Below are 18,692 nucleotides of genomic sequence, written 5' to 3'. Positions count from 1 at the left end.
CAAAAACAAATTAAAAAATAATTTATTTAAAATACGTTCACGAATTATAATTTAAAAATTTGTTCATCAATTACAGCTCATATACCTTATTATACAATAGGATGCGATTATAGTTTAGCGTAAATGCACTTTTTGTAAAGCTTTTATGAAAAAATAATTGAAATTCATTGTATCTATTATGAAAAATAACGGTATAAAATGCAAATAAACAAGGTCATGTACCGTGCTAACGACCTTGTTTAAAATAATTAACTCTATATGAATGGATTACATTTATAATATATATGTTTGTTTTAAAAATACTTATTATCGAAACTTCTCAAAAAAATTAATTGGCTGGGCTGCTAGGATTCGAACCTAGGATGCACGGGATCAAAACCCGATGCCTTACCGCTTGGCTACAGCCCATTGTTTATTAATTACGTTCAAATGGTGGAGGGGGAGAGATTCGAACTCCCGAACCCGATGGGAGCGGATTTACAGTCCGCCGCGTTTAGCCACTTCGCTACCCCTCCGTATTGTAAGCCTCATATATCTAAATTATACACGATGAAATAATATTTTTATAAAATAATGATGCCGGCCAGAGGACTTGAACCCCCAACCTACTGATTACAAGTCAGTTGCTCTACCAATTGAGCTAGGCCGGCTTTTTTTAGATATTACATATCTTTAGTAAGCAAATATAATTTTGATTGACCCCTATATCTACAAGCTTACTCATAGATGTCTGGTGCTTCGGGGTTACTCGCAGGCATATTCGGTGATGTTTGGCTCGTTGCTCTACCAGTTGAGCTAGGCCGGCAACTTTATGATAATGAAGCGTACGCTAATTTGCCCCTAACATCTTCCTGACAATTCAAAGATGTTTAATGCTTTGGGGTTATTCCAAGGCTATTCGGTAGATAGTTTGCTTTACGCCAATCGAGATGTTATAACCTACACATATACTCAGCTAAACATGCTTCTGAGCTATTGTAAAAATACGAGAGCATTATTACATGCAGCATACAATATATAAATGAACGACACAAGAAATTGTGCGTTGCACGAACATAATTGGTGACCCGTACGGGACTCGAACCCGTGTTACCGCCGTGAAAGGGCGGTGTCTTAACCGCTTGACCAACGGGCCAGACAAGTGGAGCAATTTCCAACGAATCTTATTATATCCAAACAAAATACCTTTGTAAAGGGTGAAAATAATTTTCTAATAGTGGGATTTTTCTTTTTACTTTTTTACCCCACTATTCCCTCTATAGAGAGAATAATTTTCTCGAAAAATATCGATTAATTTCTTTAACACAAAATATTAGGTTATAATAGATAAGAATTTATTTGGAGGTGTCATGATGTCCAACTTACTACAAGGAAAAAACATTGTAATTATGGGTGTTGCCAACGAAAGAAGTATTGCCTGGGGAATTACAAAATCACTACATAACGCGGGAGCTAATTTGATTTTTACAAATAGACAAGAACGTTCTTATCAAAAGCTATCGAAACTTCTTGAAAAAAACAGCATAAAAGCAAAGCAAATTGTATCATGCGATGTCGCAAGCGACGAAAGTATTCAATCCGCTTTCCGGGAAATTAAAGAAAAAACAGGAACTATACATGGCCTAGTCCATTCAGTCGCTTTTGCTAATAGGGAAGAATTACAAGGTGACTTTTCCAATACTTCTAGAGATGGATTTTTATTGTCACAAAATATAAGTGCCTATTCACTCGTCGCGGTAACAAGGGAAGCCAGAAAATTAATGACGGAAGGCGGAAGCATCGTGACCCAAACGTATCTTGGTGCCGAGAGGGCTGTTAAGAATTATAATGTCATGGGTGTTGCCAAAGCATCACTTGAGTCAAGTGTTAGATATTTAGCTGAAGACGTGGGCAAAAACGGCATTCGTGTCAATGCCATTTCTGCAGGCCCAATCCGTACATTATCAGCTAAAGGGGTTTCCGGTTTTAATGAAATCAGTTCCGTTATAGAAGAAAAAGCTCCCTTACGAAGAAATGTAGATCAAGATGAAGTAGGAGATGCAACCTTATTTTTTATGAGTGATTTATCAAGAGGAGTTACAGGAGAAGTACTGCACGTTGATTCGGGTTATCATATTGTAGGGTAAAACACGGGAGATTTATTTTAAATGACTAACTCTTTAAAACTGCATCGCCTTATATGTTGAAAGCTATACAACAGAGGTGATGCAGTTTTTTGTTTTCTTATTGGTCTTCGGTTCAAACTGCATGTAACCCTAAAACAACGCAATACTCGTTCATTTGGGCGCTTGATCTCTCTTTTAATTCAATTGCGAAATACAATGAATGGATAAGGCTCTAAGTCTCTATTTTAGTAAGCATTCCTTTTTTTAACCAGTATGTTATATTTGATTTCTATCATTTAACCGTTGATCAATATGAGAAATGACAAATTCACATTCTTCTATCTCGAATGGATCAGGGTATTTCATATAATAGTCTAAGCATTTTGTGGCGTGCTTTCTCCACGCTTTTAAATCATCTTTCGTACAGCGATTAATTTCTTGTTTTACTTCTTTCCGATTAATCTGGATCTCTCCTATCTTTTTTAGTTATTGAATAACTTCCTTGTAATAACTTATCCTAAAATTCTTTGAGTAAATTATATATAACTGCACACACTAGTTTCGTAAGCAATTCAAATTTCTTTTAGGAGGATTATTTTTTATGGCACAACAACCAAATCAACAACAGATGCAGCAGGCTGCTCAAGCTGCACAACAGGCGCAACAAGCTGTTCAACAAGCACAAGCAAGTGCAGATCCACAACAGATGCAGCAAGCCCAACAGCAACTGCAACAGGCGCAACAGCAAGTCCAGCAAGCGCAGCAACAAGCTGGGGCAAACGCTCAGCAAAGCCCGGAACTGCAGCAAGCACAGCAACAAATCCAACAAGCTCAAGCAACTGCTCAGGCAAATCAAAATAATACTCAGTAAGAGAATTATAAAGGGGAGTTCATCATTGGACTTCCCTTTTTTACGTATATAATTGTATGTTTCCCTATATAGCTTAATAATTGCAAGAAATTATTTGACAATTCCAGCCCATGTACCGTCTATAATGAATTATCCCCCTATTACAAAACCCAATCTGTATGAGTAAAATATTAGTGGGAGAACATATAACCCCGTTATTGTATGAAGGATCGGGAGATCATTCATACAATAACGGGGCCAGCAAACGGAGTGCGGTAGGGATAAGCATTAACCATGAAAAGGAGGACCTTCTTTTATATAGTTAAAGATGACTAATCAACACTATAAAGAAGAGAGGTCCTCTGAATGAAAGATATCATAACTAAGGTCACAATGAAAGAATTAGAGCAGTTAATTTTTAGATCACTTCAAGCAAGTTTTTCCGAAGTCATGGCTAAAGTCCTTACGGAGGTGGATCAAATAATTGCCGAGGGAAGAGATAAAACAAAATTTGAATTAAAAGATAAAAGGAAGCTGTCTTTTGAATCTATGTTTGGCTCTGTGGAACTGCGGAGAAATTACTATAGAGATCGGGAGACTGGAAAATATGTGTATCTTCTTGATCAATATTTGAATTTCGATGGGGAGCAGGAAATTAGCCCTGTCGTTCAAGATTTAGCGATTGAATTGGCTGTCACAGGAGTTTCCTATCGCCAGGCTGAATATGCGATGGAAAAATTATTGGGATATCCCGTCATTAGCCATGAAGGGATCCGCCAGCAATTACTGAATACAGAAGTTGTCCCAAAGGAAAAGCAACCATTGGAAAACGATGTGTTATTTGTGGAAGTAGATGGTTTATATACAAAAAGCCAGGAGAAAAATAAAAGAGGAAAGGAATTGAAGATAGCCGCAACCCATCAAGGTTGGGAAATGAATGGGAAACGCGCGGCTTTGAAAGATAAGCGTCACTTCATTCATCGAGATAAACTACCATTCTGGGAATCTTTTGAACAATATTTAGTAGATACATACGAGTACGATCCAACCCGTCATCAATTAGTGATTAACGGAGATGGGGCGAAATGGATTACCTCATGTCGAGAATATTTCAGACATAATGCCATATTTGTCATTGATCGTTTTCATGTGGCTCGTGAAGTGCAGTATATATTTAGAGGCCATCCAAGATATCGCGAGATCCGCAAAAAGTTCGCAAAATATGATGCTGAAGGATTTTTAACAGAATTAAATAGTGCAGTTGGTACGATTGGGCATGAGTTGAAAGAAGGGCGTTTAGAAGACCTTATTAATCAGTTATCGCAATACCCAGAAGCTCTTAGAGACTACCGTGAAAGATTGAGGGAGAAAGGGATTGATACAGAAGGTTTCCGTCCAATGGGGAGTGCGGAAGGTACCATGAGTGTATTCGCAAAACGCCTCAAAAATGGACGAAGTTGGTGTGATATCGGTTTGGAGAAAATGAGTGACGCCATGGTCGCTTTAAAAGACAATTTAATCATTAAAACGCTTCGTGGTAGCATTCTAAACGAGGACGAAATGGACACAGATAAAACAGAAGAAAAGCCACCAAAGCACTTTGTAGAGAGACTTACAAAGCATGTTGGGGAGGCAACGCGAAATAATCTAGCCTATCTACAAGGCTCAATTTATAAGCCAGTAGCTATGGCATTAAAGGGACTAAAGGGATTTTAAAAACTACTATGACACAGGAATTAACTCAGAATCACTGAAAGTAAGCGCCTTCAAATTGGATTGAGCAACTATATAAAAAAGGGTATTTCATGGGTTAAAATATTCCTCCCACAAATGCTTGACACGATCACCCAATCTCATTCATTTTACTTTAGCGCAGCAAAAATCTAAAATAAAGATAAATAGTGATTTTCATAGGGAGAAATGAACATGAGCATTGTCAATGAAAGACTCGGAACACAATCCGTTGTAAAAAGTTTTTTTCAATATTTTATACCAACGATTCTCGGTATGATGCTTATGTCAGTGAATATTGTTATTGACGGAATTTTTGTTGGAAATGGTGTAGGTGCTCTTGCGTTAGCGGGGGTCAATATCGCTGTCCCGGTATTTTCCATTATTATTTCTGTAGCCCTGTTGATCGGCATTGGCGGCGGGGCATTATATTCAATGGCAATGGGGGAAAATAATACAGATCATGCTAAAAAAATATTTTCAACTTCTATGGTGCTCGTTACCGTTATTACGATTTTCACGAGTCTTATCAGTTATTTAAATATCAAAACGGTTGCGCGCTTGTTTGGTGCGACAGAAGAGACGCTTCCGTATGTTATAGATTATATGACTATTTTACTTCTATTTTCGCTCGTCCTTGCAATTGAAGTATCTTTAAGTATTTTTGTTCGTAACGATGGCGATCCGCAGCTCGCAACATTAGGTTTAGTTATAACCGCTATATTAAATATAATCCTTAATTACTGGATGATTTTTATTCTCCAGTTGGGAGTGACAGGCGCAGCTTTTGCGACAGTCATTGCAACAGCGGCCGGGGTCCTCATATACATGCTTCACTTTTTAAAGAAGGGATCTGGCTTAAAATTTGTAAAAATAGGCTGGAATAAACGGGATATTTTATCGATCAGTAAGATTGGTTTTCCAAGTTTCCTATCTGAAGCCGGAATGGGTGTTTTTGTGATGGGTTATAATATTGCTATGGCCTATCACATTGGAACAAGCGGTCTGGCAGCCTTCTCTGTCATTAATTATTTGCACGTGTTTATGTTTTTGGCCTTTATCGGCATTGGCTCTACTATTCAGCCAATGATTAGTTATTACTATGGTGCCAAGAAATTTACAGCGATTAAAACAACGGTTCAAATTGCAGAAGTAACTGGATTGGCTCTTGGTCTTTTGTTTATTGGTATCGGTTATTTCGGAGCCGACTATTTAGTGTCGATATTTGGAATTACCTCCTCACATATTGCATCACTTGCGACAAACGGGCTAAAGTTATTTTTCCTAGGATATATATTCATGGGAATCAATTTTATTTATATGACGTATTATCAGTCGATTGGACAAATTAAGCCTTCTATCGGCATTACGGTATTTCGTGGATTTATTTTACTTGCGATTATGCTGCTCGTCTTACCTATAATTTTTGGAATAAACGGGATCTGGCTCGCTCTCCCTGTAGCAGAGGGGATCGTGGCTATTGTATTACTGGCTTTTGCAAGAAAGGGTATTATGGATAACGATTTGGCACTGCGTGACTTTTCGACATAAAGTAAAATGAAAAGCTGGCTCACCCATTAGTGAACCAGCTTTTCATTAGGCAACGACATCGTACCCTTGATCCTCGATTTCTTGTTTCATTTTATCTGTTGTTACTTCGGTATCGTCATAGGTGACTTCCACTTTTCCTTCACTTAAAGTTACTTCAGCAGATGCAACACCTTTCAAATTTTCCAATGCTCCTTGTACTGCAGATACACAGTGTCCGCAACTCATTCCTTCTACCTTTATTGTTGTATTCATTTGTTAGCCTCCTTGAAATATTTGTTTATATTTTAACGCGTTTTAGTCGAAGCGCGTTTGCCACTACGCTAACGGAGCTAAACGCCATTGCTGCTCCGGCTATCCATGGTGCTAAAAGACCGACCGCTGCGATCGGGATACCAGCACTATTATAAGCAAAGGCCCAAAATAGGTTTTGACGAATATTTCTAATTGTTGCATGGCTTATTTTCATTGCTTTTGGAATTAACAGCAGTTCACCACCCAAAATAGTAACATCTGCGGCTTCAATTGCAACTTCCGTACCTGTTCCAATGGCAATGCCGATGTCCGCTATCGCCAGTGCCGGGGCATCATTTATGCCATCGCCAACCATCGCAACTTTTTTACCTTGCTCCTGTATCCCTCTAACTTTATCCGCTTTTTCTTCAGGTAAAACTTGCGCGATCACACGATCAATCCCTACTTGTTTTGCAATTGCTTGAGCTGTTTTCTCATTATCTCCTGTAAGCATAATTACATGCATACCGTCGGCTTTCAGTTGCTGTATTGCTTCTTTAGCTGTTTCTTTAATCGTGTCAGCAACAGCGATTACACCTTGGCATTTTCTATCTACCGCGACAAGCATTGCCGTCTTGCCTTCCAGCTCATATGTTGCCATTTCTTGATCTACCGCTTCTATATTTACATCGTGATCCTTCATTAACTTTCTTGTTCCAACAAGCACCGTCTGATTCGAAAAGCGCGCCTGGATACCGTGTCCGGGTATGGCTGTGAATTCGTCCGCATTCAATAATTCAATCTTTTTATTCACTGCATACGTGACAATCGCATCTGCCAGCGGGTGCTCTGATCCTTTTTCCGCACTGGCCAATAATTGAAGCGTCGTTTCCTCACCGGTAAAGTCCGTCACTTCCGGTGTACCTTTTGTAATGGTGCCTGTTTTATCCAAAACAATCGTATCGATTTCGTGTGTTCGCTCTAAATGTTCGCCGCCTTTAAATAAAATGCCATCTTCAGCAGCTTTACCTGTTCCTACCATGATGGAGGTCGGTGTGGCCAATCCGAGTGCACACGGACAAGCAATGACCAGTACGGCAATAGAAGCAATTAATGCCGTTTCGAAATTTCGTGGTGCAACAACAGCTATCCATATAATGAACGTCAAAATGGCAATGCCTACAACTATTGGAACAAAATATCCTGCAATGACATCAGCCAAACGTTGAATAGGAGCTTTTGATCCTTGTGCATCTTCCACAGCTTGGACAATTGATGCCAGTGCTGTGTCTTTTCCAACCTTTGTCGCTTCCATTTCAATCGAGCCATTTTTATTAAATGTTGCTCCAATAACATTAGATTGGAGATCTTTTTCTATTGGTATGGATTCCCCGGTGATCATCGACTCGTCAACCGAAGTCCTCCCCTTTACGACAATACCGTCAACGGGTATCTTTTCTCCGGGTTTTACGACAAGGCGATCGCCAACAATTACTTTTTCAACGGGAACCATTTGCTCTTTTCCGTCACGTAATACGCGCGCCTCTTTCGCTTGCAAATTCAACAGCTTTGAAATAGCAGCTGTCGTCTTGCCTTTCGCATTCGTCTCCAAATACTTTCCAAATAGAATTAATGTAATTAAAATAGCGCTCGTTTCAAAATAAAGGTGCGGGTTATATTCCGGATTTCCAATCGTTCGAAACGCTTCATATAAACTGTAAAAGTAAGCTGCACTTGTACCCAATGCTACTAATACATCCATATTGGCACTACCGCTGCGCAAGTTCTTATAGGCACCTTCATAAAATTGCCAGCCGATAATGAATTGAACCGGGGTGGCCAATGCAAACTGGAACCACGGATTCATTAATATATTCGGAACGCTGATTCCAAACAAATGATCAAGCATCGTAATGAGCAATGGTACCGATAATAAAGCGGAAATGATCAATTTTGTTTTCATCCGCTTGATTTGTTTTTCTTTATCTGATGCTTTTTCTTCTTTACTAGCTCTTAAAGAAGCATCGTAGCCTATTTTTTTGATATGTTCTACCATTTTATTCTCTGTTATGATTCCTGGATAATATGCAATGGTCGCCGTCTCATTCGTCAGATTTACTGTTGCTTTTTTGATTCCTGTTTGTTTATTTAATACTTTTTCAATTCTTGCTGCACATGCTGCACAGGTCATGCCGTGCACATCGAATTCTACTTTTTCATCCTGCACGCCATAGCCGGTTTTCTCTATTTTCGATGTTATGTCATTAAACGCTGCTTTTTCCGGCTCGTATTGAATATTTGCTTTCTCCGTCGTTAAGTTCACTTGTGCATGGACGCCGTCTATTTTATTTAAAGCTTTTTCCACCCTGGAAGAACAGGCTGCACAAGTCATTCCTGTTACGCCAACCGTAATATTTTTTGCTTCGCTCATTGCCTATTCCCTCCTAAGACTTAGAAAAGTGTTTCATTACTTCGAGCAATTCAGTAATTGCATCGTCCCCATCACCAGATTTGACCGCATGACTGACACAATGATGCATGTGGCGCTCCGCAACTGTGAACCCCACTTTTTTTAATGCTGCATTAATTGCACTAATTTGTACTAACACATCTATACAATAACGGTCTTCTTCGACCATTTTCTGAATCCCGCGCACTTGTCCTTCGATCCGCTTCAACCGGTTAACAACTGCTTGTTTTTCGCTTTCCGTTCGCGGTGTTATTGGTTGATCGTAAAGATGTTTATCCATCGCAACCACCCTTTTACCATTTTAACTATACTATACCCCCCTATTGTATTATCCGTCAATAAATCTGTTTTATTTACATTTACTCACGCATAAAACCTGTAAAAAAGCGCACAACGAAAAAGCACCCCCACACGGTAATACTTAGGTCAAGTATTACCGATGCGAAGATGCTTTTTGTTATATTACTGTTGTAAGTTCAGGTTTTTACTGTCTAAGGAATAAATACACCAAAGCACTTTAAACACATATTGCACTTTATAATAACCTTTTTAAAAATCCATTTTACTAATCACTTTCCCATTGAGTCAAGTTGTTTTTCCGCCATATTTCCAGCGATTGGCAGTTTGAACGTTTTTCCTTGATAAGCTTTTACCATTAAAACAATCCACAAGATGACAGACAGCGGGGAAAGCAGTATTCCAATGAGCCAGCCGATAATTGGTACGGCTGTCAAAACAAGACTGGCAACAAATATAATGGCGAACGTAATAATCGACTGCAACGCATGAAACCGGACAAAACGATCTTCTTTCTCAATAACAAGGAAGATGATACCAGTGATAAATCCAGCTAAATAACACAGCATTCCTGCTACGTTTTTATCCATTCCTGTTGATGAACTCTTCTCTTTTTCTTTCTTTTGTTCACTTTCTGTCGACTGTACAGCATCCTCTTTAAATACCGTTTGATCTTTATCTTCGTTCATAATGAGTTCCTCCTTCAAATTTTGAAATTATAATATCATACTCAACTCTTTTAAAAGTAATTCCAATTATCGTATTTACTCAGTCACTTGTGGTATCATATCCATAAGATCCTGAGCATTTTCCGTAACTTCAGCAGGAACAACAACTTCTTCTGCTTTATTAAAGTCACTGTACTCATAGTAGGTGTGATCCTTTGAATGAATTTCAGCGCCTCCAAAGTTGTTCGTATGTTCTGTATCCATCTGCATGGAAACGACATAAAACGTCTTTTTATCAATCTTCAACTCATACGTTCCTTTTATATCCGTAATCATATCTACTAAACTTTGATAAGCATCTTCACCAGCCATTTCTTTTATTGCACCATACATCACCTCTTTATACTCCTCACCGGAACTGGAAAATGTAAGAATATAATGAGCGTCATCTTCTTTTAACTCAAACGAATCGTGTAGTTCCGCAAAAAAATTAAATTGTGATTCAGTAAGAGCAGCTACCGTGCTCATCATACCACCTGCCTGCTCAGCGGACACCGACATCCAACCTTCTGTATCCGTATCCGTGAAATAGCTCGCTTCATTCGTCCAATACATTTCCATTTCCGAAGCTCCTTCTTGCTCAGACACACTTTCCATCAATAAATATTGAGCAAACGGATCAAATGATATTCTCCCGGTTATATTGGATGTTTCATGATCTTGCATACCCATCATGTCCATCGTCGATTCCTGTTCACCCGTTATCACCATCCCTGAGACTGATTTCATTGCTTTGGCAGTTTGCTTCAAGATACCTTCCACACCGGAAACAGTCTCTACTGAAACATCGTCCGGCTCTTTGTCTGCATTACCATCATTTGATGTTACTTCTTCCGGTTCTTCCTGTGCAGCTTCTTCTGTACTATCCACTTCCTGCTTTGCATTTTCCGTTGAATCAGCATCCTCTTGACCACATGCTACAAGCATCGCGAGTAACATTAAAGATAGAATAATAGCGATTTTCCGCATTTTTTTACGACACTCCTTCTTACCTAATCAAAAGATATCATACGAAGGTTAAGAGAAGGTTAAGTAAAACGATAATTTAAAAACATTTGTGAAAATCTCGTACCCCTAAAGGATGTGTTCAAAGGCGGATAAAGGACTAGTGATTGGTTTAATATGAATTTACGATACAAATTAGAGCGACGGCTTTAATTGTTCAGATGATGCGTTTAGTTGCTATGGTAGTTTACGGGTAAGACAACGGCAATCATACGTCATCAGTCGAAAATACGTATCCCAATCCACGAACCGTTTGAATAAATTTTGGGTTTGTCGGATCTTTTTCCAGTTTCCTGCGCAAATGACTAATATGGACTTTTACTGTTTGAATTTCACCGGCAGAATCCACACCCCATATATGATCATATAACTGTTCAGCACTCCAGACTTGGTTCGGATGCTGTGCTAGTAGAATTAATAGTTGAACCTCTTTCGCGGATAATGGCACCAGTTGATCATTGAGGTAACACATGTAACGATCAAGATGAATCTTTAAGTCGCCATAAATGAGCAAATCCGATTCCAGTTGATCATCCTTATAATACCGACGGAGATTCGCTTGTATTCTCGCTTCCAGTTCAGCGTAATCGAACGGCTTTATAACGTAATCATCCCCGCCTAATTCGAAGCATTTAATTTTATCCATCACATCTCTGCGAACACTTAAAAACAGAATGGGCACAGTTCGCTTTTTTCTGATTTCCCAACAAACTTCAAACCCATCCATTCCTGGCATTTCTATATCAAGCAAAATAAGATCGGGTTCTTCCCTATCTACTATATGTAAAGCATCTTCACCGTTTGCAGCAGTTAATACGAAATAGCCCTTTTTCTCCAGGTACAACTGAATAAGTATACGGATTCCTTCTTCATCGTCAACGACCAAAATCGTTTTCTTTGCCATGTCACCCACAGCCCTTTCATTCAACATGATAAATAGGTAAAACGACAGTAAACTTACTGCCTACACCCGGTCGGCTCTCAACCCGAACCGTCCCTTCATGGGCTTCGATAATTTCCTTTACAATTGCTAATCCTAAACCGGTTCCTCCTGAGTCATCCTGGGTTGACAGATTTGTTGCCTTATAAAATCGCTCAAAGATAAAAGGCAATTTCTCTTCATCAATCCCATGGCCATTGTCCTGAAGCTGTATAACCACTTCACTTGTTTTTTCCATTAGCATGACTGTTACAATCAATTCACCGGTATTCGGTTCAGTATGCTTGATCGCATTCCAAATGAGGTTGGAAAATAGTTGATCCATTCGACCTACGTCAATGTGACAAGCATATGCTGTAAATTTTTCCGCATTCTGTTTTTTCACAAAAGAAAATAGGCGATCTTCCTGTTTGACATCCCATTCATGCATTGCGTGAACTTGATTCAGCCATTCGTTTAAATTAACTTTCTCTTTGTTTAAACTCATCGTTCCTGCTTCCCATTTTGATAAATCTGATAAGTCCGCAATTAACCGATTTAGAATTTGTAGCTTATGTTCCACCATATCTAAATAACGTGGATCATGATCGATAATTAAGCCGTCCTGAACGGCTTGCATGTATCCTTGAATGACGGTGACAGGTGTGCCTAATTCATGTGCAATATTTGCTAATAACATACGACGGGATTCCGCCATGTTTATTAATTCTTGATTCGCTTTCTCCAAGTTTTGGTTAGCCTTTTTCAATGCCTCTGTGCGTGTATCCACTTTTTCTTCTAGATGTTGATTTAATTCTTTCAATTCAAGATTTAATCGACTAAGTTTCAACAACGTTTTAACTCGAGTTAAAAGCTCCTGCTTATCACAAGGCTTTGTTAAGTAATCATTCGCACCCACCTCAAAGGCTGTAATTTGATCGTGCATCTGTGTTTTGGCAGTGAGCATTAGAATAGGTAACTCCATCAATGAATAGTGTTCGCGCAAACGGCGACATACTTCATACCCCGACATTTTTGGCATCATGATATCTAGGATTAGTAAATGAACCGGTCGTTTTCGCACTTCCTCCATAACACCTTCACCATTTGAAACGGCAATCACATCATAGCCTTCCATTGAAAGTTGATTTTTTAACACTTGTAAATTAACAAACTCATCATCGGCAATTAAAATGGTTGTTTTTTCCGTATGCGATATAATTTCAGGTTCAGAGACGACGCCAAATTCTTCTTCGGCAACGCTTCTTGAGATTATTGTTGAGGCAGCCTCCAACCTTGCTCTACTTTGATCTTCACTTATCGGTAAGGTAAAGCTGAATGTTGACCCATGTCCTACTGTAGACACAACGTTTATTTCACCTTGATGGAGTTCAACCAATCGTTTCGTTATACTAAGACCTATTCCGGATCCACCGACTTCCCTTGATGTGCTAGAGTCTCCTTGATGAAATGGTTCAAAAATAGTATCCATCTGATCAGACGGTATTCCTTTACCTGTATCTGAAACGATTATCTTCAAAAAGTTCTCCTGTTTCTTAGCAGAAACATTTACTTCACCCCCGTCCGTATACTTAATTGCATTACCAACCAGATTATACAAGATTTGCTGCAGTCGGTTTTCATCCGCTATAACCAACGGCGTCGATGGATCAATTTGATTTTTTAATAAGATAGGTTTATCCTTTGTTAGCGGCTGACAAATTGTTAGAACAACATCTGTCAAAGTAAACAAATGAACAGGTTCTGGATGAATAGCTAGATCATCGTTTTTCAACCTGGAAAAGTCAATAATATCATCGACTAAGTTCGCCAATCGTCTCCCACTCACACTAATCATCCATAAATGTCGATCCAGTTCTTTTGTTATTTTCCCAGCAGCTCCGCCCCGTAATGTTTCTGCAATACCAATGATTCCGTTCAAAGGGGTACGCAGTTCATGCGAAGTCACTGCCAAAAATTCATCTTTCAATTTATCCGTCTTTTTTAAATTTTTTAATGCGAGTTTTTGGCTCGCAATCGCTTCTTTTTTCGCCTGCTCCTTTTCCATGCGCATTACCTTATAACGGTCACCCAAAGCGAGTGAAAGCAGAACAACCTCCAACGTTGTCGTTACATGCCAAGCATATTTTGTAAAAGGAATAAGCGGCAATAACCCGGCATCCACCAAAATTGAAACGGATACCCCAAATAAAAAGGTCCCCCAAGCCAGTGCAAAGAAACGAGCTGGACGATATTTCCTCCGTAAACTGATTACCAACGTTGAAATAACAAGAGTTATCGTAACAGCAACACATATAATAGCGGCATACATCGCAAGTGTAAAGGAGAATAAGCTCCAAATCGCAGTTAGTGCGTTCACAATAAGAAATACTTTAAATAAACGATCTAACCTCGGAACAAATTGGTTCGTTCGTAAAAAACTTCTCGTAAATAATAAAGCTGCCATATTAGCCAAACACATAAAGGTGACAACTGCTTGTAGATTCCACCTTACAAGCTCCGGCCATAAAAACTGAAATGCCAAGCCAGTATCAGACAAATAAAGAAACCCATTTAAAACAACAAATAACACATAATAAAGGTAACTGCGGTCCCGAATGGAAAAGTAAAGAAATAGATTGTAAAAGGACATCACAACTGAAATGCCTATTAAAATACCAAATAGCATATACCCGGTCTGCGATTTTGCGCCAAAAGCCGCTGGATTCCAGACGGTTAATGGGATTTGCATCGATCCCCCGGTTCTTAATTGCATATAAAAGGTTTGTTCCTCATACGACTTTATCGGCAGATTCATAATAAAGTTTCGATGATAAATTTCTTTATCTGTAAATGGATCTTTATTTCCCATAGATAACTTTTCAAAAGAACCGTCTGTATTCGATTCATAGAAGTGAATACGATTAATTTTCGGTGTTTCTATTTCAAGTAACCAATCCTGTATGGATGATTGATTATCAATGTGAAACCGGACCCAATATGTATCTTGTGTATAACCGAAATTTGGTCTACCAATTTCTTTGTAGGAAGTAAATTGTTCTTCCAAACGGCCTGATACAATATCTTCTATTGCATATCCGCCATACTTATCTATTAGAATTTCAATCGAATCATCCAATAAAACTTTGTCTGTGTTGGCTTTTAAAATTGCCGATTCATTTTTACCTTTATTATCCTTAGCGTCAATTACATCACCCATAAAAAGAAGGGGAATCAATACAAGTATCAATAGCACTTTCATCTGTTTGAATACCATGTATGTAGCCCCCCTTTTTTTCTACGGCTTTCATTTCATCTAAAATCTCATTTTCAACACACGAATAGTCAATCATTGTGATTATACCATAAAGTAATCTCATTATTAATAAAATTGTAAATATACCATGCGGAAGAACTCTGTATAATCAACGTGCTATCATAGAATAAGTCTTAAATTATTAGCTTTCGTGTCCCTAAACTGACCACTACATAGGCGAAAAAGGAGACGAGAACAGGCAAAACGACCGAATGCAGACCAAATGGCTGCGGAAAATAGGTATCAGACACAACATACAACACAACACCAACAACCATCGAAGCAAGCGCTCCGTACTTATTTCCTTTGGACCAATAAAGCCCCAGCACAATTGGCCAAATAAACGCCGCTTCCAAGCCGCCAAAAGCAAATAAGTTCAGCCAAATTACCAAATCAGGCGGATTTAAAACAATCGTAAACACGATTACCCCTAGTAAAGCGGTAATTGTAAAGCTGAGGCGTTTTACCTGGTTGTTCGTTGCACTCGGATGCACATAGTTTAAATAGACATCCTTTACAATCGTGGAACTGACTAATAGGAGAAGCGAATCAACTGTTGACATAATCGCCGCCATCGGTGCAGCCAACACAATACCGGCAAGCCACCCCGGCATGACTTCAAGGGCAATTAGCGGCATCACTTTATCAGCATCCCCTGCCTCGATTCCCGGTAAAATTGGTCTCGCAAATACCCCGATTAAATGCATATTTAACATAATGAAACCGACCACGATTGTTCCAATGATCAATGCCCGATGCATGGATTGCGAATTTTTATACGACATCGCACGAACCGCTATTTGTGGCAAAGCAACCACTCCGACCCCGACGAGAATCCAAAATGAAGACACATAGGTGGGAGATAAACTTCCATCTGCGCCAAACGGAGTAATTAAGTTTGGATTTTCTGCGGTCAAATCAGCCATGATTTTTGGTATTCCTCCACCTGCAACAATGACCGCAATTAACAATATGAGTGTTCCGACAAACATGATCGTCCCTTGGATCGCATCTGTTAATGCAACCGCTCGAAAACCACCAATCGTAACATATATCAGTATGGATATAGCAAAAATGAATAAAGCTGCTGTATAGGATAAGCCAGTTAATGACTCAATTAACCTGGCTCCACCAATCCACTGAGCAGCCATTGCCGAAAACAGAAAAATAATAATGCTAAATCCTGAAAAAAGAACAACCCACTTTGATTGGTATCGTTCTTTTAAAAAGTCCACCATTGTCACTGCTTGATATTTTCTTGTGACAATAGCAAATTTTTTACCTAATACCATCAATACAAAATACCCTGTAGCAACCTGTGACATTGCCAGTAAAACCCAGCCAAGCCCTTGTGTGTACGCCGTCCCAGGCCCGCCAATAAAACTGCTTGCACTGCCATAGGTTGCCGTCATAGTCATGGCTAACATAAAGCCACCCATGCTTCGGCCACCTAAAAAGTATTCCTGTAAAAAGGAAGTTGATGTCCGTACATACCTAACTGAGTACAGACCGATGCCAAAAATAATAACTAAAAAACCTAGTAATGGAATAATTGCTTGCCAATTCATTGATCTCCCTCCTCGTCTTCAAAAGGAAGATCTGTAAAAAACTTCTTCACAATGATTGTTACAAGCACAACCATTACAATGAAACCTAACACACAACTATAAAAGAACCATGCTGGTAACCCAAAAACATAGGAATATTCTGATGGATCTTTACTTCCAAGCCCATAGGCAAATGCAAACCACCAGATAAAGTTGAAAATGACTAACCCCACTCCAATCAATGCTTCCCGATTGGCAATCTGAAATCGTTTGTCATCCTGGTTCATAATCAAAGTCTTCCTTTCTACCATTCAATAATAATTATCTGAATTCATTCTCATTATCTATTATAGTACCTCGTTACCTCCCTTTTTGTCATTTTTACTGCCAAGAATATTGATACTATTCAACCGTATTGTATGAAGAGAACGTAAATTTAAGTTATACTAAAAAGTGAATAAAAATCTAGCAAAGGAGATGTAAATATGATTAGTCAAAAGTTAGCAGATGCCCTAAATGAACAAGTAAATAATGAATTTGATGCTGCTCAAGCTTATATTGCAATGGCGGCCTACTGCGAACATCATAGCTACTCCGGTTTTGCCAATTTTTATCTTCAACAGGCGGAGGAAGAGCGATTTCACGCAATGAAGCTGTACGATTACCTCAATGATCGCGGCATTCAAGTGAAGATTACGGCAACATCGGCTCCTAAAACCGAATTTAATTCTATTTTAAATACATTTGAAACATCACTTGAACAAGAAAAAGCGGTAACGAAAAACTTTTACGATTTAACAGACCTCGCTTGGGCTGAAAAAGAACATGCGACGATTTCCTTTTTAAACTGGTTCTTAGATGAACAAGTTGAAGAAGAAGCAACTTTTGACACACATATTGAATATTTAAAACGAATCAGTGATGATAAAAATGCACTGTTCCTATACGAAAAAGAATTAGGAGGGCGCAAATTCCCCTCAAACTCTAACGATTAGTATGTAGATAAAAAAACTTGATACAGATTTCATCAAAACACCATCAAAAATGGTGTTTTTTTGTTCGCCCAGCATGGGCGAACTCTAATGGGTGAAAGTCCCAAGTGCGACCTTGTAGCGGTAAGCACATAGCCAAAAGCAAGGGTGTCCACCGTGAGGCGGAATCTGAAGGAAGCTCGAGGCAAACCTCTGGTCTGACGAACAGAAACCATATAAGAGGCAACACATGAGGGTAAGGCTGCAAAAGAAGCTGAAGTCCAATAGCTACAACGATCATGTGGTGTATATATGGCAGATAGATAGAGGGAAAGAGTTCGCACCTTAACTGGGGAGGTCTCGTTTCTCTATCCCAAAAGTATACAGTGATGTATGCCTGGAAAACGAGAAGTCAGCAGAAGCCGTAGTAGTGAAGAAATCTAGCGAAAGCTAGAAAGAATGAAGGGCTGAATAATTTTATCGTTATAGAAATCTCTATTGGAAGATGGCAAAAGACCACTGGCCAAAGCATGAAAGTGGATACCAGCTTCACGAGAAAGAAAGGATATAACATACATGCATAAACGTGCAATACTAGACAAAATTCTTGATAAAAACAATCTGAATGATGCCTATAAACAAGTAATCAAAAACAAAGGGGCAGCTGGTGTCGACGGAATGACTATAGATGAGCTAGGAGGATACTTAGCGAGAAATAGGGAGAAAATCATCCTAGAAATCCGGGAGCGAAGATACAAACCACAACCAGTCTTAAGAGTTGAAATTGCCAAGCCTGATGGTGCAACGCGTCTCTTGGGAATACCTTCGGTAGTCGACCGAGTCGTACAACAAGCAATATCTCAAGTTCTTACTCCGATATTTGATAGTCAATTCAGCGACAACAGCTACGGTTTTAGACCCAGGCGGTATGCAGAAATGGCTATACTACAAGCATTAGAGTACATGAATGA

15 protein-coding genes and 4 tRNA genes are annotated in these 18,692 nt (G+C 39.1%); 6 read left to right on the top strand and 13 right to left on the bottom strand.

The window, feature by feature from the left end:
* Positions 1-333 precede the first annotated feature (333 nt).
* The 4 genes from ACLIBG_RS09470 to ACLIBG_RS09455 all read right to left on the bottom strand — a co-directional run bounded on the left by ACLIBG_RS09470 (position 334) and on the right by ACLIBG_RS09455 (position 1,135).
* Positions 334-408 (bottom strand) — tRNA-Gln (locus tag ACLIBG_RS09470).
* A gap of 22 nt (positions 409-430) precedes the next feature.
* Positions 431-515 (bottom strand) — tRNA-Tyr (locus tag ACLIBG_RS09465).
* A gap of 62 nt (positions 516-577) precedes the next feature.
* Positions 578-650, bottom strand: a tRNA-Thr gene (locus ACLIBG_RS09460).
* A 410-nt stretch (positions 651-1,060) separates the two neighbouring features.
* Positions 1,061-1,135: transfer RNA gene (locus ACLIBG_RS09455), tRNA-Glu, on the bottom strand.
* Positions 1,136-1,352: 217 nt separating this feature from the next.
* On the opposite strand from ACLIBG_RS09455, the gene fabI reads away from it, so the two are divergent.
* From fabI to ACLIBG_RS09435, 4 genes are all read left to right on the top strand, one after another.
* The gene (gene fabI, locus ACLIBG_RS09450; RefSeq protein ID WP_439312519.1) at positions 1,353-2,126 is read left to right on the top strand and encodes an enoyl-ACP reductase FabI; all 774 of its coding nucleotides are present in this window, start codon (positions 1,353-1,355) and stop codon (positions 2,124-2,126) included.
* Positions 2,127-2,706: 580 nt separating this feature from the next.
* A complete protein-coding gene (locus tag ACLIBG_RS09445) occupies positions 2,707-2,976 on the top strand; it encodes a hypothetical protein (RefSeq protein ID WP_439312518.1) in 270 nt (89 codons plus the stop codon).
* A 345-nt stretch (positions 2,977-3,321) separates the two neighbouring features.
* Positions 3,322-4,671 (top strand): ISLre2 family transposase, encoded by a 1,350-nt coding sequence (locus ACLIBG_RS09440; protein WP_439312517.1) that lies wholly within the window; start codon positions 3,322-3,324, stop codon positions 4,669-4,671.
* Between the two features lie 210 nt (positions 4,672-4,881).
* A complete protein-coding gene (locus ACLIBG_RS09435; RefSeq protein WP_439312516.1) occupies positions 4,882-6,237 on the top strand; it encodes an MATE family efflux transporter in 1,356 nt (451 codons plus the stop codon).
* 45 nt (positions 6,238-6,282) lie between these two features.
* Here the strand turns inward: ACLIBG_RS09435 and copZ are convergent, their stop codons facing one another.
* The 9 genes from copZ to ACLIBG_RS09390 all read right to left on the bottom strand — a co-directional run bounded on the left by copZ (position 6,283) and on the right by ACLIBG_RS09390 (position 17,037).
* Entirely contained in the window at positions 6,283-6,489 is a 207-nt protein-coding gene (gene copZ, locus ACLIBG_RS09430) for a copper chaperone CopZ (RefSeq protein ID WP_439312515.1), read from the bottom strand.
* 25 nt (positions 6,490-6,514) lie between these two features.
* A complete protein-coding gene (locus ACLIBG_RS09425) occupies positions 6,515-8,899 on the bottom strand; it encodes a heavy metal translocating P-type ATPase (RefSeq protein WP_439312514.1) in 2,385 nt (794 codons plus the stop codon).
* Between the two features lie 13 nt (positions 8,900-8,912).
* Complete coding sequence (locus ACLIBG_RS09420; protein WP_439312513.1) at positions 8,913-9,218, bottom strand: metal-sensing transcriptional repressor; 306 nt, start codon at positions 9,216-9,218, stop codon at positions 8,913-8,915.
* Between the two features lie 289 nt (positions 9,219-9,507).
* Entirely contained in the window at positions 9,508-9,924 is a 417-nt protein-coding gene (locus ACLIBG_RS09415; protein ID WP_439312512.1) for a DUF4870 domain-containing protein, read from the bottom strand.
* A gap of 75 nt (positions 9,925-9,999) precedes the next feature.
* A complete protein-coding gene (locus tag ACLIBG_RS09410) occupies positions 10,000-10,932 on the bottom strand; it encodes a DUF6612 family protein (RefSeq protein ID WP_439312511.1) in 933 nt (310 codons plus the stop codon).
* A gap of 244 nt (positions 10,933-11,176) precedes the next feature.
* Positions 11,177-11,872: a response regulator transcription factor gene (locus ACLIBG_RS09405; RefSeq protein WP_439312510.1), complete on the bottom strand. Its 696-nt coding sequence runs from the start codon at positions 11,870-11,872 to the stop codon at positions 11,177-11,179.
* A gap of 16 nt (positions 11,873-11,888) precedes the next feature.
* Positions 11,889-15,164, bottom strand: a complete 3,276-nt coding sequence (locus tag ACLIBG_RS09400) for an ATP-binding protein (protein WP_439312509.1) — start codon at positions 15,162-15,164, stop codon at positions 11,889-11,891.
* 173 nt (positions 15,165-15,337) lie between these two features.
* Complete coding sequence (gene panF, locus ACLIBG_RS09395) at positions 15,338-16,771, bottom strand: sodium/pantothenate symporter (RefSeq protein WP_439312508.1); 1,434 nt, start codon at positions 16,769-16,771, stop codon at positions 15,338-15,340.
* Entirely contained in the window at positions 16,768-17,037 is a 270-nt protein-coding gene (locus ACLIBG_RS09390; protein WP_439312507.1) for a YhdT family protein, read from the bottom strand. Before ACLIBG_RS09390 ends, panF begins: the two co-directional genes overlap by 4 nt.
* Before the next feature lie 198 nt (positions 17,038-17,235).
* On the opposite strand from ACLIBG_RS09390, the gene ACLIBG_RS09385 reads away from it, so the two are divergent.
* Together ACLIBG_RS09385 and ACLIBG_RS09380 are read left to right on the top strand one after the other, a co-directional pair.
* Positions 17,236-17,745, top strand: coding sequence for a ferritin (locus tag ACLIBG_RS09385; RefSeq protein ID WP_439312506.1), 510 nt, complete (start codon positions 17,236-17,238; stop codon positions 17,743-17,745).
* 552 nt (positions 17,746-18,297) lie between these two features.
* Positions 18,298-18,692, top strand: a 395-nt coding sequence (locus tag ACLIBG_RS09380) for a reverse transcriptase domain-containing protein (RefSeq protein ID WP_439312505.1), incomplete at its 3' end; no start/stop codon positions are given.

The sequence above is a fragment of the Virgibacillus sp. W0181 genome, from assembly GCF_051846915.1.
In the GTDB taxonomy this organism is placed as follows: Bacteria; Bacillota; Bacilli; order Bacillales; family Amphibacillaceae; genus JBPYCR01.
The sequence above is the reverse complement of the archived record's forward strand: the minus strand, read 5'-3'. Positions and strand labels throughout refer to the sequence as shown.